This window comes from Gordonia sp. w5E2 (assembly GCF_036540975.1).
GTDB classification, from domain to species: domain Bacteria; phylum Actinomycetota; class Actinomycetes; order Mycobacteriales; family Mycobacteriaceae; genus Gordonia; species Gordonia jacobaea.
Map to the genome: position 1 here is coordinate 4,212,244 of NZ_CP144213.1, position 23,635 is coordinate 4,235,878.

General features: G+C 65.9%; 23 protein-coding genes. 5 read left to right on the forward strand and 18 right to left on the reverse strand.

Features of this window, described 5'->3' with window-relative positions:
• Positions 1-176: 176 nt before the first annotated feature.
• The 13 genes from RND64_RS19020 to hpt form a co-directional block, all read right to left on the reverse strand.
• Positions 177-986, reverse strand: coding sequence for a type III pantothenate kinase (locus RND64_RS19020; protein ID WP_064864206.1), 810 nt, complete (start codon positions 984-986; stop codon positions 177-179).
• Between the two features lie 7 nt (positions 987-993).
• Entirely contained in the window at positions 994-1,446 is a 453-nt protein-coding gene (gene panD / locus RND64_RS19025; protein WP_049699944.1) for an aspartate 1-decarboxylase, read from the reverse strand.
• Complete coding sequence (locus tag RND64_RS19030) at positions 1,431-1,688, reverse strand: hypothetical protein (RefSeq protein ID WP_064864204.1); 258 nt, start codon at positions 1,686-1,688, stop codon at positions 1,431-1,433. Before RND64_RS19030 ends, panD begins: the two co-directional genes overlap by 16 nt.
• On the reverse strand, positions 1,678-2,592 hold the full coding sequence (panC, locus tag RND64_RS19035) for a pantoate--beta-alanine ligase (protein ID WP_064864202.1): 915 nt from the start codon (positions 2,590-2,592) through the stop codon (positions 1,678-1,680). Before panC ends, RND64_RS19030 begins: the two co-directional genes overlap by 11 nt.
• Before the next feature lie 68 nt (positions 2,593-2,660).
• Positions 2,661-3,689: a Rossmann-like and DUF2520 domain-containing protein gene (locus tag RND64_RS19040; protein ID WP_049699947.1), complete on the reverse strand. Its 1,029-nt coding sequence runs from the start codon at positions 3,687-3,689 to the stop codon at positions 2,661-2,663.
• 178 nt (positions 3,690-3,867) lie between these two features.
• Positions 3,868-5,352, reverse strand: a complete 1,485-nt coding sequence (locus tag RND64_RS19045; protein WP_064864200.1) for a DUF6779 domain-containing protein — start codon at positions 5,350-5,352, stop codon at positions 3,868-3,870.
• A 102-nt stretch (positions 5,353-5,454) separates the two neighbouring features.
• Positions 5,455-5,997, reverse strand: coding sequence for a DUF3180 domain-containing protein (locus tag RND64_RS19050; RefSeq protein WP_049699949.1), 543 nt, complete (start codon positions 5,995-5,997; stop codon positions 5,455-5,457).
• Entirely contained in the window at positions 5,994-6,545 is a 552-nt protein-coding gene (folK, locus tag RND64_RS19055) for a 2-amino-4-hydroxy-6-hydroxymethyldihydropteridine diphosphokinase (protein WP_064864198.1), read from the reverse strand. The genes RND64_RS19050 and folK overlap by 4 nt, the downstream gene beginning before the upstream one ends.
• Positions 6,542-6,922, reverse strand: coding sequence for a dihydroneopterin aldolase (gene folB, locus RND64_RS19060; RefSeq protein WP_064864298.1), 381 nt, complete (start codon positions 6,920-6,922; stop codon positions 6,542-6,544). The genes folK and folB overlap by 4 nt, the downstream gene beginning before the upstream one ends.
• Positions 6,915-7,778, reverse strand: coding sequence for a dihydropteroate synthase (gene folP, locus RND64_RS19065; protein ID WP_049700102.1), 864 nt, complete (start codon positions 7,776-7,778; stop codon positions 6,915-6,917). Before folP ends, folB begins: the two co-directional genes overlap by 8 nt.
• A gap of 50 nt (positions 7,779-7,828) precedes the next feature.
• On the reverse strand, positions 7,829-8,467 hold the full coding sequence (folE, locus tag RND64_RS19070; protein ID WP_064864196.1) for a GTP cyclohydrolase I FolE: 639 nt from the start codon (positions 8,465-8,467) through the stop codon (positions 7,829-7,831).
• A gap of 11 nt (positions 8,468-8,478) precedes the next feature.
• Complete coding sequence (gene ftsH / locus RND64_RS19075) at positions 8,479-10,977, reverse strand: ATP-dependent zinc metalloprotease FtsH (RefSeq protein ID WP_197494456.1); 2,499 nt, start codon at positions 10,975-10,977, stop codon at positions 8,479-8,481.
• Positions 10,978-11,167: 190 nt separating this feature from the next.
• Positions 11,168-11,743 (reverse strand): hypoxanthine phosphoribosyltransferase, encoded by a 576-nt coding sequence (gene hpt / locus RND64_RS19080; protein WP_049699953.1) that lies wholly within the window; start codon positions 11,741-11,743, stop codon positions 11,168-11,170.
• A 402-nt stretch (positions 11,744-12,145) separates the two neighbouring features.
• Between hpt and RND64_RS19085 the strand changes: the two genes are divergently transcribed.
• Entirely contained in the window at positions 12,146-12,808 is a 663-nt protein-coding gene (locus RND64_RS19085; protein WP_064864192.1) for a hypothetical protein, read from the forward strand.
• 54 nt (positions 12,809-12,862) lie between these two features.
• On the opposite strand, the gene tilS is transcribed toward RND64_RS19085, so the two are convergent.
• From tilS to dacB, 3 genes are read right to left on the reverse strand one after another with little or no spacing between them, the layout of a single operon-like run.
• The gene (gene tilS, locus RND64_RS19090; RefSeq protein WP_331436262.1) at positions 12,863-13,819 is read right to left on the reverse strand and encodes a tRNA lysidine(34) synthetase TilS; all 957 of its coding nucleotides are present in this window, start codon (positions 13,817-13,819) and stop codon (positions 12,863-12,865) included.
• Positions 13,798-14,949, reverse strand: a complete 1,152-nt coding sequence (locus RND64_RS19095) for a zinc-dependent metalloprotease (protein WP_331436263.1) — start codon at positions 14,947-14,949, stop codon at positions 13,798-13,800. Before RND64_RS19095 ends, tilS begins: the two co-directional genes overlap by 22 nt.
• Positions 14,946-16,352: a D-alanyl-D-alanine carboxypeptidase/D-alanyl-D-alanine endopeptidase gene (gene dacB, locus RND64_RS19100; protein ID WP_331436264.1), complete on the reverse strand. Its 1,407-nt coding sequence runs from the start codon at positions 16,350-16,352 to the stop codon at positions 14,946-14,948. Before dacB ends, RND64_RS19095 begins: the two co-directional genes overlap by 4 nt.
• 136 nt (positions 16,353-16,488) lie before the next feature.
• Between dacB and RND64_RS19105 the strand changes: the two genes are divergently transcribed.
• Positions 16,489-16,971, forward strand: a complete 483-nt coding sequence (locus tag RND64_RS19105; RefSeq protein ID WP_005207556.1) for an inorganic diphosphatase — start codon at positions 16,489-16,491, stop codon at positions 16,969-16,971.
• Positions 16,972-17,091: 120 nt separating this feature from the next.
• Here RND64_RS19105 and RND64_RS19110 read toward each other — a convergent pair whose 3' ends face one another.
• A complete protein-coding gene (locus tag RND64_RS19110; RefSeq protein WP_331436265.1) occupies positions 17,092-18,783 on the reverse strand; it encodes an MDR family MFS transporter in 1,692 nt (563 codons plus the stop codon).
• Positions 18,780-19,256, reverse strand: coding sequence for a MarR family winged helix-turn-helix transcriptional regulator (locus RND64_RS19115; protein WP_049699957.1), 477 nt, complete (start codon positions 19,254-19,256; stop codon positions 18,780-18,782). The genes RND64_RS19110 and RND64_RS19115 overlap by 4 nt, the downstream gene beginning before the upstream one ends.
• Positions 19,257-19,447: 191 nt before the next feature.
• Here RND64_RS19115 and alc point away from each other — a divergent pair, with 191 nt between their 5' ends.
• From alc to RND64_RS19130, 3 genes are all read left to right on the forward strand, one after another.
• Positions 19,448-20,431: an allantoicase gene (gene alc / locus RND64_RS19120; protein WP_331436689.1), complete on the forward strand. Its 984-nt coding sequence runs from the start codon at positions 19,448-19,450 to the stop codon at positions 20,429-20,431.
• Between the two features lie 151 nt (positions 20,432-20,582).
• Positions 20,583-22,250 carry an alkaline phosphatase D family protein gene (locus RND64_RS19125; RefSeq protein WP_331436266.1) on the forward strand — a complete coding sequence of 556 codons (1,668 nt, stop codon included), beginning with the start codon at positions 20,583-20,585 and terminating at the stop codon, positions 22,248-22,250.
• Positions 22,251-22,300: 50 nt separating this feature from the next.
• A complete protein-coding gene (locus RND64_RS19130) occupies positions 22,301-23,473 on the forward strand; it encodes a phosphatase PAP2 family protein (protein WP_331436267.1) in 1,173 nt (390 codons plus the stop codon).
• Positions 23,474-23,635 lie beyond the last annotated feature (162 nt).

The following is a 23,635-nucleotide window of genomic DNA, read 5'->3' on the forward strand; positions in this document are numbered from 1 at the left end:
GGGGCGTCGACGAAGGGCGGCCGCATGATGCGGACTCAGCCCTGACAACACTCCTGACAGCTCTTGATCACGGCGACAAGTTTGCCACAGTGCACCGCCGCGGGCCAGGCCTGCGGGAGTTTTGTGCTTGCGGCGCGCAAAAAGAAGAAGTTCGACGCCGCGCTGGGCGTGCCAGGTCAGCGGGTCCCGCGCCCACGGCCCTGCTGTTTGGCCCGCTCGGACACCAGGCGTAGCCCCTCGAGAGTCAGATATGAGTGGTGCGTGGTGAGCGTGCGGCTCTCCGGGAAGATCAGCGGCGCCAGCGACCCGGTGGCCACGACTGTCAGATCCCGGCCGTCGAAGCCGTCGACGGTGCCGCGCACCCGGTCGACGAGTCCGTCGACCTGCCCGGCGAATCCGTACAGGATTCCCGACTGCAACGCTTCGACGGTGTTCTTGCCCAACACGCTGCGCGGAGGCATGAGCTCGACGCGGCGAACTGTGACCGTGTGCTCGGCGAGGGCCTCGACGCCGAGGTTCACTCCGGGTGCGATGGCACCGCCGAGGAACTCGCCCTTCGCAGACACCGCGTCGACAACTGTGGCCGTGCCGAATGCGACGACGATGCACGGTCCGCCGTAGATATGGTGCGCGGCAAGACAATTGGCAACACGATCAGTGCCGACCTCTTTGGGATTGTCGACGAGCAGCGGAACCCCGGTGCGCACACCCGGTTCGAGGAGCACGTGATGGACGCCGTCGTAGTAGCGCGAGACCATGACACGGAGCTCGCGCAACAACGCCGGCACCGTCGACAACGCGGCCACGCCGGTGATCTGCTCGATGTCGCCGCCGAGTAGGCCGCGAATAGCCATCGCGAGTTCGTCGGCGGTCAGGTGCGGGTCGGTGTGAATCCGCCAGTCCCGCACCAGGGTGGCGTGCTCACCCGACCCCGCGAACACCCCGAGATGGATGTTCGTGTTCCCGACCTCGACGGCGAGCAGCATCGACGACCTAGACCGTTGAATCTGCGAAGTCGGTTCGCGCCGAGTCAGTTTCGGGGTGGCGGGGGTCGAGTAGTCCTGATCCTTCTGGTGCGTGCGCGGGATCTGTGCCGTTCTCGACGACGCGGTTGGCCTCGTCGACGAAGACCACGTGCGGGCTGTAGGCCCGCACTTCCGCTTCGTCGAGGATCCCGTAGGCGATGATGATCACCAGATCACCGGGATGAACGAGATGTGCTGCCGCGCCGTTGATCCCGATGACGCCCGTACCGCGGTCGCCCGCGATCGCATAGGTCTCGAGACGGGCGCCGTTGGTGATGTCGACGATGGTGACCTGTTCACCTTCGAGAAGGTCCGCGGCGTCGAGCAGGTCGGCGTCGATGGTCACCGACCCGACGTAGTGCAGATCGGCCTGAGTGACGGTCGCCCGGTGGATCTTCGACGTCATCATGGTGCGAAACATGCTGTCATTCCTCTGTGTTGGCGTGCATTGCGGGCGGGCTGCAGAGTCTGTGGGGGCGTGATCTCGACTAGCTCGATCAGCGGGGAACGGCGCTCGATCAGCGCGGGGCGGCGCTCGATCAGCGCGGGAGTGATCTCGACAAGCTCGATCAGCGAGGAACGACGCTCGATCAGCGAAGAGTGGCGCTCGATCAGCGAGGAACGGCGCTCGATCAGCGAAAGCCGGTGCGGGTCAGTACGCATCGGGATTCCCGATGTCCTCGGGCTCGATGCCGATCGATACGCCGACGTTGTCGATCAGCCGCGCGGCGCCGAGGCGGGCGGCGACCAGCAGGCGTCCGTCGCCCTTGTCGGGCGCTTCGCCGAGGGCGCGGTCACGCAGCGCGAGATAGTCGAGTTCGATGTCCGGCGACGTCGCCAAAACCGCTTGTGCGGCAGCGAGAATCGCATCCTTGCCGCCGGGAGCGGCGTGAGCTCCCGCGGTGAGCGCCGCAGACAGCGTGGTCGCGACCTCACGCTGCTCCGGTGTCAGGTAGCGGTTGCGCGACGACAATGCCAGGCCGTCAGCCTCGCGCACCGTCGGCACCCCGACGATGTCGACGTCGAGGTTGAGGTCGGCGACCATCTGCGCGATCAACACCAACTGCTGGTAGTCCTTCTCCCCGAAGAACGCGGCGTGCGGTGCCGCGATGTTGAGGAGTTTGCACACCACGGTCAGCATCCCCGCGAAATGCCCCGGGCGCACGGCGCCGTCGAGGATGTCCCCTGCCGGTCCCGGCACGATCGTGGTGCGCGGCCCGAGTGGGTACATGTCGTCGACGGTCGGCGCGAACACCAATTCCACACCGGCGGAACGCAACAGCTCGACGTCGTCGTCGAACGTCCGCGGGTATGCGTCGAGGTCTTCGCTCTCGCCGAACTGCAGCGGGTTGACGAAGATCGACACGATGACCACCACATTGCCGACGCTCTTGGCGGCGTCGATCAACTGCAAGTGGCCCGCGTGGAGCGCACCCATCGTCGGCACCAACGCCACGCGCTTACCCGCGCGACGCAACGCCTGGCTCACCCGGTGCAGCGTCGCAGGGTCGCGATGCACCGTCAGTTCACCTCGGGCGTAGGCGTCTGGACTCAGCGGCGCGGTCATCGTTCTCCTCCGATACGGCTCGAAAGGCCGTGCATCACAACATCTGTCGACATCTGTTCGGTGTTCACTCACTGCTCCAATACGTCGAGGAGCGGTGCGGGTGCGTCGGTGTATGCGGCTGCCCGGCGCGCAAGGATGCGATACGCCTCGGCGATGGCGTCCGGTCGATGACCGCCGGGTAGTGCTCGGAGAGCGTCGAGGTGGTCTGCGACGGCCTGCGCGTCGCCCCTCGCCACGGGGCCGGTCAGCGCGGAGGGACCGAGGTCGAGCACATTGTGCAGAGCTGCCGTCAGAAGCGGCGCGAGAATGCGTTCGGCCAACCGTTCCGAAGATCCGTCGACTGTTGCCGCGTCACGGCCGGACTCCCCCGCACCGCCCTCGATGGCCGCGTTCATCGCCACGACCGCATCACTGACAAGTGCGACGAGATGATTGGCACCGTGCGCGAGTGCTGCGTGGTAGAGCGTGCGGTCGGCCTCGGCGATCCGGACAGGCTCACCGCCCATCTCGAGCACGAGGGCCGACGCTATCGCGAGACCCACCTCGTCGGAAGCGGTGACGCCAAAGCAAGCCTGCGGCAGTCGGGCGGTGTCGTCGTCGGTTCCGACGAACGTCATCGCGGGATGAATGGCGAGCGGAAGCGCCCCGAGCGCGGTGAGGGGCGCCAAGATGTCGACGCCGTGCGCGCCCGCCGTATGTACGACGAGCGTCCGAGGACGCAGCCGTCCGCTGTCCACGATCTCCGCGACAACGTCGGAGATGCGGTCGTCGGGTACGGCGATGATCAGGAGCTCCGAGCGGGCGACCACGTCGGGAAGATCGAGAATCTGCGATTCGGGAAGTCGTTGGGCGGCGCGGCGTCGAGACTGCGGCGACCTGGCCACGACCGCTCCAACCACGTGGCCTGCGCGTTCGAGTGCCTCGCCGAGTGCGGTTCCGACACGTCCCGCCGAAATGATGCCGATAGTCAGGCGCGCGGGTGTCGGCAGATTGCTGACCCCTGCGAATTCGGCGGAGAAGGATCCGGAATGGCCTGCTCGCCCCGCGTCGCGGGGTGGCTGATTCGACACGGCGGGATCGCCGTTCGGTGAGGTCACCGGTGTCCTCCCAGATCGTTCCAGTCCCAACTGCAGCGTGGGTACCGGACGTGCACCGCAATGCTAGGCGCTCGACGCATCGTCGGGCCAATGCCTGTGAGGCGGGTCACCCAAGCGGATCGTCGACGACACGGGTGAGACGCTCGACGGCTCTGACCAGGTCGACGGAAGGGGAAAGTCAGTCCTCGCGACGACGACGTCCGCCGCCACTGCCACCGGGAGACTGGCGAAGCTGATTGAGCAGCTCTGCGACGGGCAGTCCAGCGGTATGCGCGGCGTCGTGGTCCTCATCGTCCTCACGACGTCGTCGGCCACCGCTGTAGGTACTCGCGGGCGCACCGTCGCCGGTCTCGTGCCGACCCGCCGCGGAGTCAGGGGTGTCGACCGTTTCGGAGTCACCGGACTCGGGCGCCGACGTTGCCGTCTCAGCCTGGGCCTCCTGCTCCGGCGCCGCGACGGTGTCGGCGGCTGAAGGAGTCGTCTCCGCAGTGGGGACATAGAACCCGCCGGAGAACGGTGACGCCGAGGTCGATCCTGCAGGGGGTTCCTCGTCGTATCCCGAGGTGTAGGGCGCCCGCGGCTGTTCGTCGACCACGTCGACGACGACCTCGTCAGCCCTCACCTCTTCTGCACCGAAATCCTCCGGGCCGAATTCTGGGCCCGATCCCGCTGCGCCCAATCCTTCTGTGCCCGATCCTTCTGTGCCCGATCCTTCTGGGCCAACGTTCTGCTGGTCGGCCTCAGCTTGCGCCGCAAGCTCCTCGTCGACAGCGACCGTCTCGACCTCGTCGGCGCTTACGTCCTCGACGGCCGCATACTCCACCGCGCCATACTCAACCGCCCCGTACTCGACGGCTGTGTCTTCGGCGTGGATGTCGTCGAGCGGGACCTCGGCGGCGATGCGCCCGGAGATGGGGGCGTCACCCGGAACCACCGGGAGCACTTCGGTCAGTTCGTTGGGGTCGACGTCGGTCCCGAAACGTCGCGGAGCGTCGAACGGGCGGGAGTCGCGTCGACGATGCTCAGCACCGGGAGCGGTCTGCTCGAAGTCGCGCGCGGCAACGGCGCCGTCGTCGTGAGCGGTGTAGTCGGTCGTGCCGTACCCGCCGGAATAGCCCGAGTCGCCGTAACCCCCGTTGCCGTACCCGGTATGGGATTGACCCGACTCGGCGCCGAGACCACCGAGGCCCGAAGCCAGCTCACGCAGCTTCTCGTTGGGAAGAGCCGCGCGCTGATCGGGCAGCGACTCACCCAGCAGCATCTCGAGGCTCGATCGCAGTGCGAGCACCTGCGCCTTGAGTTCGGCCAGTTCGACGCCGGCTTCGTCGCTGATCTCCTTGCGAATCGTCGACTCGACGTCGAGCTCGTACTGCCTGCGCGCGGCGATCTCGCGCTCGAGTTGCAGTTCGTACACCAGGCGCAGGTCGCGGCTCTTGCTCTCGGCGCTTTCGGCCTGCCTGCGGTAGCGCGTGACAAGAATCGCCGCGATCACCGCCGCCCACAGCGCAGCGATCACCGCCAGCGATCCGAGCACCGAGATTTGATCAGTGAAGAGCATCAGCACGCTGGCCACAACGGCCAGCACGATCAGGAGACCCACCAACCACTGCCCGACGCGACCGGAACGGCGTGTGTCGGCGGCACGGCCAGTCGAGGTCGTCATGATCGTGAACTTACCCTCTGACAGCCGCCACGACCGCCAGGCTGGTGCGGAGAGTCACGATTGGACCCCTAAGAAGTCGTCCGATCGCGTCACACATGCAAGTCACGCGGGTCCGGGATGACCGTCTGCCCGCGGCTGCGTCGGCTGGTCGGTCGGGTCATCGGGTGCCCGGCAGCAGTACTCGAGCCACAGCGCCGCACCGACGAGCGCGAGTCCGCCGAAGGCGCCCACGATCGCGCCGGGTCTGTCGTGCTCGGCGGCATTCACGCCGTGCTGACTCCACAGGAACACCAGCATCCCCACCCACACGCCGACGGCCACAGCGCCGAGGATCGCGGACGCCTTCGCCAGGGCGAGCACACGCGCCGCCGTCAGCGGGTGCAACTGCCCGCGCGCCCGACCCACCTGACGGTCGGCGACACGTGCGCGCACCACGAAAGCCATCGCCGTCTCGATCGCGGCGAGCACGTAGAGAACGATTCCAGCAAGCAGCGGCAGCGGGGGCAGCGCCGAGTAGTTGTAGCGCACCAGAATCCACGAGACCACGGCGACGAAGACCGCGATGATCAACAGATCGCGTGGTCGCGTCGGACCCAGGCCGGGTTCGTCGGACTCCGGTGGCGTCGACGGCTGCGGGACGGTCACCTCGACACCTCACTCCCAGGTCGGCCCGGCTGCGAGTTCCCGGGACGCGCGGACAGTCGATGCACGCCCGCGCGTTCACTCGCGGGTAGCGCCGCAACCAGGTCGACGACGAACCGGACACCGTCGGGCGTCCACAGCGTCGCGTCGGGTTCGATCTCCAGCCACGGAACGAGTACGAAGGCCCGGTCGGCGGCACGCGGATGTGGCAGCGTCAGCACCTCGTCGTCGCTGGTGATCGGCTGTCCGTCTGCGTCGGTCGCACAGATCACGTCGACGTCGAGTGTCCTCGGGCCCCAACGAATATCACGGGTCCTATCGGCAGCGCGTTCGAGTTCGAAGCCCCGCTCCAACCAGTCGCGCGCCGAGATCGGGGCGTCGACGATCAGCGTGATGTTGTAGAAGTCGGGTTGTTCGACGCCGCCCCACGGGGCCGTCGAATAGATGCTCGACGCCGCGACGAGGTCGTCGGCGAATGCGTCGACGACCTCGCGAAGCCGGGCCTCGCGGTCGCCGAGATTGGTACCTGCGGACAGCACGGCGCGAGTCACCGGACACCACCGGCCGACTTGCGAGAGCGTCGGGTCACGACGGCGACGTCGGCGAAATCCAGCGGGATCGGCGCGGACGGCTTGTGCACCACCACCTCGCAGGCGTGGATGCGGTCGTCGAGCATGATCTTCTCCGCGATCTCCCCGCCGACGGCCTCGATCAGATTGCGCGGGCCACCAGCGACGACGTCGTGGACCTGCTGTGCGAGCGATCCGTAGTCGATGGTGTCGGCCAGATCGTCCGACGCCGCAGCAGCACGCAGATCGGCCCACAGCGTCACGTCGATGATGAAGTCCTGCCCGTCACGGCGCTCGTGGTCGAAGACGCCGTGGTTGCCACGCACGCGCAGACCGCGCAGTTCGATGCGGTCAGCCATCTCCATGCTCCCGTCGGACGGCGTGCCGGTCGCGCCCACCTGTACGCCACGCCGCAGCGACAGTCACCGCATCACGGTTGGCTGCGACGTCGTGTACCCGAACTCCCCACGCACCGTGCACCGCGGCGAGCGCGCTGATCGACGCCGTGGCGATTTCGCGGCCCTCCGGCGCACGATCATGGCCGTCCGCGGCGAGCAGCGTACCGAGGAAGCGCTTGCGCGACGCCCCGACGAGCACCGGGAAACCGAGATCGACCAGCGTCGGCAACGCGTTCAGTAGCGCCCAATTGTGTTGTGCGGTCTTGGCGAACCCGAGACCGGGATCGAGGATGATGTTGTCGGGATCGACGCCGACGTCGACGGCGGCGTCGACTTGGCCGAGCAGTTCACGACTGACCTCTGCGACAACGTCGCGGTATCCACCCGTGTCGTCGACCCGGTGGGTGAATCGTCGACCGGCATCCGATTCGGCTGCCGCGGGACGCCAGTGCATCAGAATCCAGGGCAGTCCGGCGTCGGCGAGGAGCGCTGCCATGCCCGGGTCTGCGCGACCGCCCGAGACGTCGTTGACGATCGTCGCCCCGGCCTCGATGGCGGCCGCCGCCACGCCTGCGCGCATCGTGTCGACCGAGACCTGCACGCCTTCGGCAGCAAGTGCGGAGATCACCGGAACCACGCGCTTGATCTCGACGGACTCATCGACGCGCACCGCACCCGGGCGGGTCGATTCACCACCGACATCGATGATGTCGGCGCCGTCGGCGAGGAGACGCACACCGTGTTCGACGGCGCGGTCGGGGTCGAGGTAGCGACCACCGTCGGAGAACGAGTCGGCGGTGACATTGACGACGCCCATCACCTTCGTGCGTGCGGCATCGACCGTGTCGGCGGCGACCGGGTGAGCGGTCACCGGGTGATGAGGTCGAGTGCCTCGCCGCGCGAAACGGCGCTTGTCTTGAAGATGCCGCGCACCGCGGACGTCGTCGTGCGGGCGCCCGGCTTGCGGATACCCCGCATCGCCATGCACAAGTGCTCTGCTTCGATCACGACGATCACGCCGCGCGGATTGAGCCGCTCAACCAGGGCATCGGCGATCTGGCTCGTCAACCGCTCCTGCACCTGCGGACGCTTGGCATAGAGGTCGACGACGCGCGCCAACTTCGACAGTCCGGTCACCTGGCCGGTCGGGCCCGGAATGTAGCCGACGTGGGCGACACCGTGGAACGAGACGAGATGGTGCTCGCACGTCGAGTACATCGGGATGTCTTTGACCAGCACCAACTCGTCGTGATCTTCGTCGAAGATGGTGGCGAGCACCTCCGACGGGTCGGTGTAGAGACCGGCGAACATCTCGCGGTACGCATTCGCCACGCGAGTCGGTGTGCGCCGTAACCCCTCGCGGTCGGGATCCTCGCCGACCGCGATCAGCAACTCTCGCACAGCCGCCTCTGCGCGCTCCTGGTCGAAGAAGCGCCCATCACCGGTCGACAAATCACGCGACGCGTCGTCGTGAGTCGCGATGTCGTGACCCTCGCTGATTGTCATCGATCCGGCCCTCAGGCTCCGTCTCCGGGTGAACGGTTGTCTCCGTGCGAACCGGTCTCCCCGTGCGAACTGTTGCGCTGCGACCCGTCGCCGGCATCATCGCGATGCTGCCCGCCGTTGCTGCCCGCTCCGTGCTGGCCGCCGTACGAACCGTTGCCGTAGCCATACCCGTTGGGCTGATTACCGTTTGGCTGGTTTCCATTTGGCTGATTTCCGTTGGCGCCGTTCGGGTTTCCGTTCTGCGGGTACCCCTGCGACTGGGGATATCCCTGCGACTGCGGATATCCCTGCGACTGCGGATTCCCCTGCGATTGGGGCGGCCAACCCGGCGCCGACCAGTCACGCGGAGCACCATAGTCGGGGCGAGTGCCGCCACCCTGCGAACCCTGCGGGTAGCCCTGCTGCGGATAGGGCTGTCCGTATCCCTGACCCGGGTACGAACCCTGGCCCGGATAGGAACCCTGACCCTGATGGGGGGTTCCGTAGTAGGGCTGCTGCCCACCGGGGTAACCCGGGGCGGCGGGAGCACTGCCTGCACCGACCGGCTCGCGCACCGGCTCCGGCGGCGGAGGAGGCCACGGCTCGCCGCGCTCGATGGCCAACTCGCCCGGGGTCTTCACCGGGGGCTTGTCGCTCGGGGTGCGCTCGCCGAACTCGTTGAACGTCGTGATCCGCGGACGCTTTTCGACGTCGGACAGGATGTTCTCGAGATCCTTGCGCGTCAGCGTCTCCTTCTCGAGGAGTTCACTGGCAAGCACGTCGAGGGTGTCGCGGTACTCGGACAGGATCGCCCACGCCTCGGTGTGTGCGGCCTCGATCAGTCGGCGCACCTCGTCGTCGATCTCACTCGCGACCTCGGCGGAGTAGTCACTCTGCGCGCCCATGCTGCGGCCGAGGAACGGATCGCCCTGCTCCTGCCCGTAGCGCACGGCGCCGAGCTTGGCGCTCATGCCGTATTCGGTGACCATCGCGCGTGCGATCTTGGTCGCCTGGTCGATGTCCGACGACGCGCCGGTCGTCGGCTCGTGGAAGACCAACTCCTCCGATGCGCGACCGCCCATGGCCATCACCAGACGAGCGATCATCTCCGAACGCGTCATCAGGTCTTTGTCCTGCTCGGGCACGGCGAGCGCGTGACCACCCGTTCGTCCGCGCGCGAGGATCGTCACCTTGTAGATCGGGTCGAGATCGGGCATCGCCCACGCGGCGAGCGTGTGTCCACTCTCGTGGTACGCGACGACCTTCTTCTCGTGTTCGCTGATGATCCGGCTCTTGCGACGCGGTCCGCCGATGACGCGGTCGACCGCCTCCTCGAGCATTTCCGCCGTGATCTGCGTCTTGTTCTCGCGCGCGGCGAGCAGTGCGGCTTCGTTGACGACGTTGGCGAGGTCGGCGCCCGACATTCCTGGCGTGCGCTTGGCCAAACCGTCGAGATCGGCATCCTCGGCGATGGGCTTGCCCTTGGCGTGCACCTTGAGGATGGCCCGACGACCCGCGATGTCGGGGTTGCCGACGGGAATCTGCCGGTCGAAACGTCCGGGACGCAGGAGCGCCGGGTCGAGGATGTCGGGACGGTTGGTCGCCGCGATCAGGATCACACCCGAGCGGTCGCCGAAGCCGTCCATCTCCACGAGCAACTGGTTCAGCGTCTGCTCACGCTCGTCGTGACCACCGCCGAGACCAGCACCACGCTGACGGCCGACGGCGTCGATCTCGTCGACGAAGATGATGCACGGACTGTTGTTCTTGGCCTGCTCGAACAAATCACGCACACGCGACGCACCGACACCGACGAACATCTCGACGAAATCGGAACCCGAGATGGTGAAGAACGGCACGCCCGCCTCGCCCGCGACTGCCCGCGCGAGCAACGTCTTACCCGTTCCCGGCGGACCGTAGAGCAGCACGCCCTTCGGGATCTTGGCGCCGAGAGCCTGGTAGCGCGCGGGGTTCTGCAGGAAGTCCTTGATCTCGTAGAGCTCTTCGACAGCCTCGTCGGCACCCGCGACGTCGGCGAAGGTGGTCTTGGGCATGTCCTTGGACAACTGCTTGGCCTTGGACTTGCCGAAGCCCATCACGCCGCCCTTGCCGCCACCCTGCATGCGGTTCATGACGAAGAAGAACAGTCCGAACAGCAGCAGCATCGGCAGCAGGAAGATCATGATCTGCCAGAACACCGACTGCTGCGTCACGTTGGTCTGATAGCCGGCCCCGGTCGACTTGACCGAGTCGAAGACCTGCTCGCCCGCCGAAGCCGGGTATTTGGTCGAGATCTTCGTGACGTCCTGGCCGTCGACCTTGATTGCATCCTTGGTCTCGATCCGCAACTGCTGTTCGCGATCGTCGATCTGGATGAACTTGGTGTTCTTTGTGTTGAGCTGCGTCAACGCGACAGAGGTGTCGACCCCGGTATAGCCGCGATCGCCATCGCGCATCGCGCTCCAGCCCCACAGGGCGAGCACCAGCACCGCGAGTATCGCGAGGTTACGGAAGACTGTCTTTCGGTTCATGCGCATTGGTGGAGGTCCAGGCTACGTGGGGCCGCCCGGCGCCGTTACCACTGTCCTTCCCATCGGTTCGTGAACGATGTGAACGCCACCCAAGGGTTCGGTCGTACACATTGAGGCTACCGGTCAACGATCACGCAGGTGAAACCGTTCCCTGTTTATCTGCGCGGGCTCCCCTCGCGCGCTGTGCGGGCTAGTTCTCGTAGACCGACGCGCGCAGGCGGCCGATGAAGGGGAGGTCGCGGTAGCGCTCCGCATAGTCGAGGCCATAGCCCACGACGAACTCATTGGGGATGTCGAAGCCGACATCGGCGACGTCGACGGGCGAGCGGACCGCCTCCGGCTTACGGAGCAGGGTGCACACCGCCAACGACCGCGGCTGACGGGTGGCGAGGTTCTTCATCAGCCACGACAGCGTCAGCCCCGAGTCGATGATGTCCTCGACGATCAGGACGTCACGACCTGCGATGTCGCGGTCGAGGTCCTTGAGGATGCGCACCACGCCCGACGACGACGTCGCCGACCCGTAGCTCGACACCGCCATGAACTCCATCTGCGACGGAATGGGCAACGCGCGGGCGAAATCGGTCATGAACATGATCGCGCCCTTGAGGACGCCGATCAGGACCAGATCGTCCTGCAGATCCGTGTAGCGCTGCGCCACCGACTGGGCCAGCTCCGCGGTCCGCGCCTTGATCTGTTCCTCCGTTATGAGGACAGCTTCGATGTCGTCGCCGTAGTGGTGCTCGATCTCGATCTCGGAATGCACGGATACCAGCTTGACACGTCCACCGAACCGGCCGATGCCCGCGGTGCCGTCCGCTGCGTCTGAACACCATTACCCACCCGAGGAAATGTCGTCTGAAAACAGGACGAATCCATCACAAGAGAATAACGGATCGAAACATGCGTCACCCGCGGGCGCGGTTGTGCCCACGCCCCAAGAAAAGCAGCCACTATCTATTTTCGGGCATCGTAGTGATCGGTATCACTCACTAACGATTCTCGGATTTTATTTGAGGATCACGGAGCGGCGTAATCGCCGATGACAAGCAAACTCAACGTCGGATCAAGGACGAGGACGACAATGAACCAACAGCGGCGATACAACCCCAAGCCACCCTCTCAACTAGCACATTTGCCTGGCGAAACATATTTGCCGACAAAGTATTTGATACGTGCGATTGCAATCTTCGCCGCCGCTGTGCTCGCGATCCCCCTGCTGCAGGCAACTGCCCACGCTGCGCCGTCGTCGGAATCGGTTCACTACCGCCTTTCCGCTGGACCGTCGTCGGTGAGCCTCTCCGTCACCGACGGCACGATAGCTCGTGAGGGCTCTGACCTGGTCATCAAGAACGGCGCGGGAAAGTCCCTTTTCCGCATGGCTTTGTGGTATCGGGATGAATTTCTCGAATTGCCCATCGACGCGCACGTGACCCCGACATCCGCGACTTTGGTCCCGTCCCGAGACAAACTGCGTGCACATCTCGCCGACCCGGTTCAGGTGAACGCGATGCGTGCGGTCGCCGCGAAGGAAGCCCCGACGAAGCAGACGAAGCAACAACGCGACAACGAGGCTCTCACCCGCTTCAACGGTCAGCTGTCGGCCGGAATGACCATTTCTTCTCTGGTCGGACTTGGTCTCGGCGCTGTTGTCGGGGCTGTGGTCGGATGTGGATTCGGTGCGGCGCTGGGCGCGGGAATCGGCTGCCTCTTTCCTGGCATTCAGATCGGTGCGGCGCTCGGGTCGATCGTCGGAATCATCCTCGGCGGAGGTGGGACGCTGATCCTCTCCGCGATCCAGTACTTCCAGACCATCAACTCGCCCGTTTAGAACGACTAAAAAGCGATCCCTCCGCGGTGACCCGGCCACGCTTTGGTGACCGGGTCACCGCGGAAGGCGCGTCACCCTCATCCCATCGGCTGTCCGTTCGACCGCCAGCCGGTGATCAGGCGATCCGCCGATCGCCACCTGACCCGGCCGAACACCCCGAAGTAGCTCGTCGACGGCCTCGATCACCCGCGTCGTGGGTTCTGTCGCGCCGACCTCCCGCAGCCAGCGCCGCACGACCCTGGTTCGCACCGCGGCGGGAAGGTCGGCGACCGAAGCGACGTCGAGTTCGGCGTGCTCGCCGATCCGCGACGACGTCGAGTAGATCTCGTCCGCGACGTCGTCGAGAGCGTCGACGTCCGCCTGCAATGAGGTCGCGGTGCGCGCCAGCGCCTCGACGACCCCACCGTGCAGGACATCGTCGAGCAACGGGATCACCTCTGCTCGTAGCCGCACGCGAGTGAATCTCGGGTCGCGGTTGTGCGGATCGGCATGCGCTGGCAGTGCCAGCTCTGTGCACGTTCCGACCGTCTGCGAACGACGTACACCCAGCAGCGGCCGACCCCACGGCTCACGCCACGCACGCATACCAGCCAGCGAACGCGACCCCGAACCCCTCCCGAGGCCGAGGAGGACAGTCTCGGCCTGATCGTCCATGGTGTGGGCCAGCAGGACCGGCAGTCCGGAGCGGGCGGCGTCGAGTGCCGCATACCGGGCCTCTCGTGCCGCCGCTTCCATGCCGCCGGCGGTACCGACGCTCACGCGCAGCACCTGCGCCGACGCACCGAGGCCTATGGCGGTCCGCGCCGCATCGGCCGCAACAGCATCAGAGCCTGGCTGCAGTGCATGGTCGACGATGAGCGCACGGACCGTCAGACCCGCACGAAGCGCTCCTGCGGTGAGCGCCAACGAGTCCGGCCCTCCGGACAACCCGACGCACACCTCGGTGCGTCCGGCCAGGTGAGCGGTCGCAAAATCTGCGACCGCGCGGGTCACAACACGCGTGCAATCCATCGCGACGGCTCGTCGATCTCGTCTGGCCGGGGCAGCGTCTCCGCATCGGTCCAGATGGTGTTGAAACGCTCCATTCCGACGGTCCCGACGACCTCGTCGACGAAAGCCTTACCCCGAATGTATTGCGCGAGTTTGGCATCCATACCGATCAACGCCCTGATGATGCGCTGCACTGGATTTCGCGGTGCGGTGCGTCGTTTGTCGAACGATGCGCGGATCTGCTCGACTGTCGGAACCTGTGCTGGGCCAACGGCATCCATGACGTGGTCGGCATGTCCCTCCAGAAGGGTGCCGAGCATCATCATGCGGGTGAACGCCTCGTACTGCTCGGGCGTCTGCAGCATCTGCATCACACCGATGACGCCCTTCTCCCGCTTGGCACCACCGCGCACAGCCGAATTGATCCGTGCGACAACGTCTGTCACCGATTCGCCCGCATCGGAGGTCAGCACCGCGATGTTGTCGAGCATGTACTGACGCAGCCAGGGGTTGGCGGAGAACTGCACGCGATGGGTCACCTCGTGCAGACACACCCACAGACGGAAATCCGACGGCACGACGCGCAGACTGCGCTCCACCGCAATGATGTTCGGCGTCACCAGCATGAGCACGCCGGGGTCACTCGGCCCGCTCGCGTCCGAACCACTCGGCGTGAACGGGTCGTACTGCCCGAGGATGGCGCCCGCGAGGAACGCGAGGAGACCGCCTGCCTGTAGGCCGCCGACCTTCCCCGACAGTCCGCCACCGGACTCGCCGTCGTCGTCGCCGTCGAGCATCGATCGCATCGACTGAGACGCGGCGTCGACCCAGCCGCGCCGGTCGACCACGAGCGCACTCGGTACGCGCAGACCGTCCGCGAGTCCGGTGACCTCGCGCACCGGTCCCTCGGCCCGCACTGCGGCGTCGGCCAGTTCGGCCTGCGCGGCGTCGAGCGTGTACTCGGTGACCTTCGGTCCCGGACGCACCAGCCGTTTCCCGACCGTCGCGGCAAGCGACCAGTCGATGCGCGCACCGATCGACTCGCCGCGCTCCTCCTGCTGGTCTCGCTGGTCGAGCTCGCCCCGCTGGTCAGCTCCACCCCGCTGGTCGAGCTTGTCGAGACCACTTCCCACGTCGGTCGGCTCGGTCATCGGCACCCGCACTCCCTCAACTTGCCCGCGACGTTGTCGAGGGCCGGCCGCGCGTCCGCGGGAGATGTGCCTCCCGAGATCAACGCGAACGACAGCACCCGACCGTCGACCGTCTGAACTATGCCGGTCAACGAACTGACGCCGGTCAGTGTTCCGGTCTTCGCACGCACCCACCCCGCGCCGGGGTTCTCGCCGACGGTGAAACGGTCGGCGAGTGTGCCGGTGCCGCCTGCGACCGGAAGTCCGTCGAGCATCGGGCGGATCTTGGAATCGATCGGCTGATCGCTTCCGGTCGGTCCGCTGGCAGCGGCCATCAGCTTGTCGAGCAGTGCTGCGGGCACGAGGTTGCGGTACGACAGCCCCGACGTATCGCGCAGCGTCACGTTCGAGACGTCGAACTTGTTGTCGGAGAGCGTCTGCTTCACCGCCGACGTACCCCCTGCGAGCGTTGCGGGCCCACCACGGGCGACGGACAGTTCGACGCCGAGCGCCTCGGCGAGGACATTGTCGGAGTAGCGGAGCATGTCGTTGACCCTGGTGACCAGCGGTGCCGAGCGGACCGTCGCGACGGTCCGCGCGCCAGCGGGAGCGGTGACGTTCGTGACCGGGGCGTCGACGTCGAGCGCCTTGGCGAGTTGTTCTCCGGCGGTTATCGCAGGGTTGTCGACGCGCGGGGAGTATTCGTTGAGCGGATCTATGCGCGCGCCGTCGGTCATCAATGCCTCGATCGGAGCGATGTCGCCGCCCTTGATGTCGTCGCGGCTCCAACTGCTGTCCATCGTCGGACCGGTGTACGCGCTGGTGTCGACGGCCACGGACGTGACCGAGACCCCCGACTTACGGACTTGCTCGGCAAGATCGCTGATCCGACCCGGATCGGTGTAGAACGTCTGCGACCGCTTCGACTGGGCCGACAGCGTCGGATCGCCCGCCCCCTTGATGATCACCTGACCGTCGGTACCCACCACGACGGTCGTCGTCAGGCGCGCATCGTGCGGCAGTCCGAGCAGCGCGGCAGCAGCGGTCAGGATCTTGGTGTTTGATGCCGGCACTCGTGGGGTGCTCGGACTCTTGGACCACAGGATCGCGCCGGTCAGCGAGTCGCTGACCTGGCCGGTGAACTCGCCGAGCTGGGGCGCGCGGGCCGCTGCGGCGATCTGTTTGGTGACGCCGTCTGCCGTCGGCTGCGGGGCCGTGGCCGACACAGCGTTGATCGCAGGTGTCGCGGCGATCGGCGCAGGCCGTGGCGGCACACCTGCGGGCAGGTCGTCGGACTTGTTCATGCGCAACGCCACGAACAGCACACTCGAGGCGATCAACGCCAGCACGACCACCGACACCAGGGTCCACACAACCGCGCGACGTCGACCGCCCAACCGACCGTCCTGATTCCTCGCGCCCACTCGACCTCCGGTCTCGACCCATCTCTTCCGACGCCCCACAGTATCGTTGAGGCGATTCGCACAGCCGGACCGCGGCTGTCGACACCCGCCGACGGCGCACCGATCCCGCCCGAGGCGCCACGATCAAGGAGGAACCGTGGAATTCGATGTGACCATCGAGATCCCCAAGGGAAGTCGCAACAAGTACGAGGTCGACCACGAGAGCGGAAAGGTCTTCCTCGACCGCTATCTCTACACCGCATTCGGCTACCCCGCCGACTACGGCTACATCGACAACACACTCGGCGAAGACGGCGACCCGCTCGACGCGCTGGTCCTGCTGCCCGAGTCGGTGTACCCGGGCGTCGTGGTCAAGGCTCGCGTGGTCGCGATGTACACGATGACCGACGAGGCAGGTGGCGACGACAAGCTGCTGTGCGTGCCTGCCAAGGACGTGCGCTGGGATCACATCCAGGACGTCGGCGACGTGTCGGAGTTCGAGCTGAACGCGATCTCGCACTTCTTCGAGCACTACAAGGATCTCGAGCCCGGCAAGTCGGTCACACCGGGCGGTTGGGTCGGCAAGGACGAGGCGGAGAAGGTGGCCCAGGCCGCCGTCGAGCGCTTCCCGGGGCACTGATTCGACGCCCCTGCCGCCACATACTGAAAAGTCCACCTCATCTGTTGCACGTCACCTTCGGCACTGCCGAAGGTGAACCGGCACAGATGAGGTGGACTTTTTGGGTCCTACCCGTCCGCCCTACTCGGCGGCGGCAGGTTCGGCGGCCGGCTTCCCGCGACGCAGTGGGAGCTCCTTCCACGTGACCGTGCCGATGATCGCGAGCAGCGAGACGATCGACACCGTCAGGAACACCGTGTCCATCGAGTTCGCGAAGCCCTCCTTGATCGGATCGCCCAATTCGGCAGGCAACTTCTCGATGATCGACGTATCGCTCATCACCGCGTCCGACGACCCCGACGCTCCCCCGGGATTCTGCGACGCCGCGATGAGACCCTTGGCGAACTCGCTGACCTGCGGATCATCACTGCCCGCGGCCCGCACGACTGCGGCGCGGTACTCGGGAGTCTGCGCTGCAGACACCATCTCGTCCTTGATGTTCGGCCCCATCATGCTGAACAGCAGCGAGAAGAACACGGCCACACCGAGAGTCGCGCCGATCTGGCGGAAGAAGGTCGCGGTGCCGGTCGACAAGCCCATGTCCTTGGGCGGCAGGATGTTCTGCATCGCGAGCGTGATCGGCTGCATCAGGTTGCCCAGTCCGAAGCCGAGCAGGAACGCCATGAGCATGACGATCCAGACCGGTGTCGACGTGCTCACCAGGTGCAACAGAAACGTGGCGACGGTGATGAGCACCGCGCCCACGATCGTGAACACCTTGTATCTGCCTGTGCGCGAGATCATCTGACCCGACGCGATCGAACCCATCATCAGACCGAGAACCATCGGCAGCATCTGCAGGCCCGCGACCATCGGGCTCGAGCCGCGCAGCACCTGGAAGTACTGGGGCAGCATCGAGATCCCGCCGAACATCACCGCACCGACGACCATCGAGATCACGATGCCCTGCGCGAACACCCGATTCTTGAAGACGCGCAACGGGATGAGCGCGTCGTCGCCCATCTTGTGTTCGACCCAGACGAACAGCGCGATGCCGAAGGCTCCGACGCCGTAACAGAGCCACGCCCAACCCGAGAACCACCCCCATTCGCGGCCCTGTTCGGCCACGATCAGCAGCGGCGCGATGCCGACGGCGAGCGCGAACGCACCCCAGTAGTCGGTACGGCCGCCCCGACCCTTCTGTTGGTCGTAGTTGAGCACCTTGGCGACGACGATCAGCGCGAGGATGCCGATCGGAACGTTCACCAGGAAGACCCAGCGCCACCCCGACACCCAGAGGATCGTCGACTGACCGGCGAAGAAGCCACCGAGTACCGGACCGAGCACACTCGACGTGCCGAACACCGCGAGGAAGTAGCCCTGGTACTTCGCGCGCTCACGCGGCGGGACGATGTCGCCGATCGTCGTCAGCGCCAGGGTGAACAGACCGCCCGCGCCGAGCCCCTGCAGAGCGCGGAACGCCGCGAGCTCGTACATCGACGTCGCGAGCGAGCACAGCAGCGATCCGACGATGAAGATCGAAATGGCAAGCAGGAAAAAGGGTTTGCGGCCGTAGAGGTCGGAGAGCTTGCCGTAGAGCGGAGTGACGATGGTCGACGTGACGAGGTAGGCGGTGGTCACCCATGCCTGCATGTCGTAGCCGTGCAGGTCGTCGGCGATGGTGCGGATCGCGGTCGACACGATGGTCTGGTCGAGCGCCGCGAGGAACATTCCCAGCATCAAGCCGGCCAGGATCGTGAGGATCTGCCGGTGAGTCAGACCGGCGCCCGCCACCTCGTCAGATGGCGTGGACACCTGCGTCTCGTCTGTCATCTCGTTCCTTTCCCGGAATGTTCGCCTGCGGGCGCAATCAGCTGCTCCGCGGCGTCGACGAAGCGGTCGAACAACACGACCAACGTCGACAGTTCGTCTTGGCTCCAGTCCGTCATCGCGGACTCGAACGCTTCACGACGCATCGCTCGCATGCCCTCGACGCGTCGACGTCCCGCTTCGGTGATCACCAGGAGCGTTGCGCGTCCGTCGGCCGGATCGGCCTCGCGACGCACCAGGTCGAGGTCGACGAGTTGTGCGACGTGTCGCGACACGGTCGACGGATCAGCGTTGAGCGCGGCGGCGAGTTCGCTCGATCGCATGGGTGCACGGTCGAGGTGGAACAGCCCGCGGAATGCCGCGGTCTCGAACTCCCCGTCCTTGGTACGGAACGTGGTGTGGACCGCACGATCCCGAACACGCAGGTATCGGCTGAGCGAATCGAAGAGCTGGTCGATCGACTCCGGGTCGAGCACTGTTACCGCCTTTTACTACCTAACGGACAAAGCCGACGGATGTTACATATTGCAAGTAGTTGCATGTTGCAAGCAAATGCCGAGCGCAAGTATGCGCTCGAGTTCTGCGCTACGCAAACAGCCAACTACCATCGACATTCGTGACTCCTCAGCCTCCACCACCGTCAGGTAGCCGCCCCCACTTCACCTCCATGCCCGACCTCGCGCTTCGCGATCTCGGCGGCGCGGTCGTGTGGACCAACGACGATCTGTTCGCTGAGGTACAGAACCTGATCAAGACAGGCCCGGCCGAGTACCGGCCCGCAACCTTCGGGCATAAGGGCCAGGTCTACGACGGCTGGGAGACACGACGCCGACGCCGCGACGGCGTCGACCAGGCGATCATCCGCCTCGGCGCACCCGGTGTGATCTACGGCGTCGTCGTCGACACGTCGTGGTTCAAGGGCAACTATCCGCCCGAGATCTCTGTGGAGGCCACCGCGGTCGAAGGCGTCGTGTCGGCGCAACAACTCGTCGACGACGCCGAGTGGACAACGATCGTCGAGAGGACTCAGGTCGACGGCGACACCCGCAATCCGTTCAAGGTCGACGCAAAAGGCCGCTTCACGCACGTCCGACTCACCATGCATCCCGATGGCGGTGTCGCACGCTTCCGTGTTCACGGCCGCGGTGTGCCGAATCCGCACTTCTTCCGCTACGGCCACTTCGATCTCGCCGCCCTCGAGAACGGCGGACTGATCACCGCTTGTTCGAACATGTTTTACAGCTCACCGAACAACCTGCTGATGCCCGGTCGCGCGCGGCACATGGGCGAGGGGTGGGAGACCAGCCGCCGTCGTGACTCCGGCAACGACTGGGTACAGGTGCGCCTCGCGGGCCAGGGCAGGGTCAGTCTCGTCGAACTCGACACCAGCTACTTCATCGGCAACGCGCCGGGAGCAGCGACGGTGCGTGGCCGAGACGGCGAGGACGGTGAATGGTTCGATGTGTTGCCCCGCACCGAGCTGCAACCCGACACTCGCCACCGCTTCGTCATCGACCTCGACCGGCCGATGACCGAAGCGCGGATGGACATCTTCCCCGACGGCGGCATGGCACGGTTCAAGCTCTACGGACTGCTGACCGAGGAGTCGCAGGCGGGCCTGATCGAGCAGTGGGAGCGCGGCGAGGCCTGAGCGTCGACACCCGCCGTTCACCTGAAACACCCAATCCGGTCACATGGCGGGTTTTGACTGACTCCTCGTGGCTCACAGACTTCCGAAATCGGTCAGCAATCCGCTGCCTTCGCAGTTGGCACAGACTCCGCAGTTGGCACAGTCTTCGCAGATGTCACATGTGACGCGCAGGACGTTCCTGAAGTCGGCGACGGTGGCTGCGGGCACCGCCGCCGTCGCGTCGGCTGCGATTCCGTCTGCAGCGGCAGCCCCGGGAGGTTCCGGCGTCTTTGCGCATTCGGTGGCTTCGGGCGATCCGCTCCCCGACCGCGTGATCCTGTGGACGCGCGTCACACCCCACGCACGCGCGACACCCGGCTCCGGCCTTGGCGACCCGACCGCGGTGCGCTGGGAAGTCGCGCACGACAACGCATTCGGCAGTGTCGTCGCGTCCGGAAGCGTGACGACGACGGCCCAGCGCGACCACACGGTCAAGGTCGACGCCGCGGGACTTGCTCCCGCGACGCGATACTTCTACCGCTTCACCGTGCTCGACGGTCCCGCGGCGGGCGCCGTGTCGCCGGTCGGCAGAACGAAGACAGCCCCCGCGGCCTCGGCGGACATCGACCGTCTGCGGTTCGGAGTCTGCTCGTGCTCGAATTACGAAGCAGGACACTTCATCTCGTACCGGGCCATGGCCGAGCGCACCGACATCGACTTCATCCTGCACCTCGGCGACTACACCTACGAGTACGAATCCGGCGGCTACACAGGAGCATTCGGCGAGATTGTTCGCAAGGTCGAACCGAGACACGCGACGGTGAGCCTGACCGACTACCGCATCCGGCAGGGAAAGTACCACCAGGACCCCGACCTTGCCCGCGCCCATGCCGCGCATCCGTTTGTCTGCATATGGGACGACCACGAATCGGCCGACAACTCCTACCGCGACGGTGCGGAGAACCACGACCCGCGGACGCAGGGCAGTTGGACTGCTCGCAAACGTGCAGCAACACAGGCGTACCTCGAGTGGATGCCTGTGCGCCCCAATTCAATCGACAACGGCGAACACCTGTATCGACGCCTCCGTTTCGGCACACTGACCGAGCTCATCATTCCCGATCTCCGCTCGTATCGCGACAAGCAATCGACTGCGCGCGTTGATGATCCGAAGCAGTCGATCACCGGAGCACAGCAGTACACCTGGTTGGAGACCTCGATCACGACGTCGTCGACCCGCTGGCAGGTGATCGGCAGCGAAGTGATGATGGTGCCGCTGACGATTCCCGCGTCGACCGATCCAAGACTCGCCGAGTGGTTACACGACACGGTCGGAGTCCCCGGAGACGGCTTCCCGGTCAACAACGATCAGTGGGACGGGTACGCGGCGCAGCGTCGACAACTGCTGTCCGCGATCGACAAGGCGGGCAAGCGAAACGTGGTTCTGGTCGCGGGAGACATCCACAGCTCGTGGGCAAGTGAGTTGCCGCTCAACGTTTCCCACTATGGCAAGGACCGCTCGGGACGCGCCGTCGCGTGCGAGTTCACCGTCCCCAGCATCACAGCCGCGAGTGCGCACGACAGCATCGCGGTCAGCCGCGCACTCGACGCCCCGACTGTCGCTGTGCTGTCCGCCGGTCAGGAGGCCATCAAATTGGCCAACCCGTGGATCAAGGATGTCGAACTGACGACACACGGATTCGGGGTGATGACCGTGACACCAGCGCGGGCCACAATGGAATGGTTCTACGTCGCGGATGTATTCGACCCGCGTTCGACGACTCGGCGAGCATTCGGTTGGTCGACGCGGGCGGGTACCCCGAAACTGATTCGCACATAAATCGTTTCGCCGGAACCCGACCCCGACCTTCTATCGACAGGAACCACGACATGAGACTCCCGCGACAACTCGCCAGCGGACTCGTCGCAACGACCGCGGTGATGTGTGCGGTGTTCGGCGCACCCGCCACCGCGCAGGCAGCGCCGCCGAAACCGACACCCACCGCATTCCCGGTCGGAGCGTTGGCCACCCTCTATCAGTCGGATGTCCACGGCAGTGACGTCATCTACTGGCCGGTGATCTCGAGCTTCACCGACATTCGTGCGCACCACCCCGCCACGATGTCGGAGAACCTGGAGAAGGCTGTCGCGATCAACAATGCGGCACAGGATGATCCGGCATCGCGCAAGCGCGCACTCGACGACGCGTACGCGATTGACGGGTTGTCGCAGAAGCAATTGCACGCCATGACCGATGCGTTCGGGACCGAGCTCGGCGCTGATGTGCGCCAAGCGCTCACCGAGAAGCGACTGCCGAAGGTGACCGCACTCATCGACACACTCGCCGCACGCGGGCAAGGCATCGCGTCGTCGACGCTCGTCGAGAAGGAGATCTCCGACAATCCCAGGCCGTACAAGGTGGCGCCGAACCGGATCAAGGTCTACAACCTGCCGGGCAAGACCGACGAGGACGTGCTCTCCGTCGGCTCGTCGTACCCGTCGGGGCACACCGCGTCGGCGATGATCCGCACCGGACTACTCGCCGTTATGGTGCCGGAGTTCGCTCCGCAACTCCTCGCACGCGGCAGCGAGGCCGGCTATCACCGCGTCGTCCTCGGGGTGCACTACCCGCTCGACGTGATCGCCGGACGCATGGTCGCCGACGCCGCCGTCGCCGACCGATACGCCGACCCACGCTTCCGCCCACTGATCGTGGCAGCAGGCCAAGAACTCCGCGCCGAACTCGAATGGCGTTGCCGCGCAGCACTTTCGACGTGCATTGCGCGCGACACACCATACCGCAGCACACCCGACGCCGTCGCAGAGTACAACGAGCGCATGTCCTACGGACTCTCCCGCATCGGCTCGCCGAGTGCAGCGTTCGTCGTACCGGGCGCAGCCGTCGATCTGGTGCTGCGCGCACATCCTCGCCTCACCCGCGCACAAGCAACCGATCTGCTGCGACGCACCGCCTACCCGGCCGGATACCCGCTCGACGACCAACGCCCCGGCGCACAGTCGTGGCAGCGGCTCGACCTAGCCCGCGCCTACGCCGCCCGCTGAGACCCGGGCCGCTGATCGAGCTTGCTACCCGCTCATCGAGCTTGCTACCGGCTGATCGAGCCCACCCGCCGACCGAGCCCACCCCGCTGATCGAGCTTGTCGAGATCACCACCCGCCGATCGAGCTTGTCGAGATCACCCGTCCCGCCGAGACTCGAACTGG

Excerpts from the sequence above, each read along its gene's own strand:
- RND64_RS19045 (WP_064864200.1), bottom strand. The coding sequence starts at position 5,352 with ATGACGACCTCGACTGGCCGTGCCGCCGACACACGCCGTTCCGGTCGC.
- RND64_RS19020 (WP_064864206.1), bottom strand. The coding sequence starts at position 986 with ATGCTGCTCGCCGTCGAGGTCGGGAACACGAACATCCATCTCGGGGTG.
- alc (WP_331436689.1), top strand. The coding sequence starts at position 19,448 with ATGCCCGACCTCGCGCTTCGCGATCTCGGCGGCGCGGTCGTGTGGACC.
- tilS (WP_331436262.1), bottom strand. The coding sequence starts at position 13,819 with ATGGATTGCACGCGTGTTGTGACCCGCGCGGTCGCAGATTTTGCGACC.
- folE (WP_064864196.1), bottom strand. The coding sequence starts at position 8,467 with ATGACAATCAGCGAGGGTCACGACATCGCGACTCACGACGACGCGTCG.
- RND64_RS19095 (WP_331436263.1), bottom strand. The coding sequence starts at position 14,949 with ATGACCGAGCCGACCGACGTGGGAAGTGGTCTCGACAAGCTCGACCAG.
- RND64_RS19030 (WP_064864204.1), bottom strand. The coding sequence starts at position 1,688 with ATGCGTACTGACCCGCACCGGCTTTCGCTGATCGAGCGCCGTTCCTCG.
- folB (WP_064864298.1), bottom strand. The coding sequence starts at position 6,922 with ATGGCTGACCGCATCGAACTGCGCGGTCTGCGCGTGCGTGGCAACCAC.
- folP (WP_049700102.1), bottom strand. The coding sequence starts at position 7,778 with ATGGGCGTCGTCAATGTCACCGCCGACTCGTTCTCCGACGGTGGTCGC.
- ftsH (WP_197494456.1), bottom strand. The coding sequence starts at position 10,977 with ATGAACCGAAAGACAGTCTTCCGTAACCTCGCGATACTCGCGGTGCTG.
- RND64_RS19110 (WP_331436265.1), bottom strand. The coding sequence starts at position 18,783 with ATGACAGACGAGACGCAGGTGTCCACGCCATCTGACGAGGTGGCGGGC.
- RND64_RS19130 (WP_331436267.1), top strand. The coding sequence starts at position 22,301 with ATGAGACTCCCGCGACAACTCGCCAGCGGACTCGTCGCAACGACCGCG.
- panD (WP_049699944.1), bottom strand. The coding sequence starts at position 1,446 with ATGTTTCGCACCATGATGACGTCGAAGATCCACCGGGCGACCGTCACT.
- panC (WP_064864202.1), bottom strand. The coding sequence starts at position 2,592 with ATGACCGCGCCGCTGAGTCCAGACGCCTACGCCCGAGGTGAACTGACG.
- RND64_RS19125 (WP_331436266.1), top strand. The coding sequence starts at position 20,583 with ATGTCACATGTGACGCGCAGGACGTTCCTGAAGTCGGCGACGGTGGCT.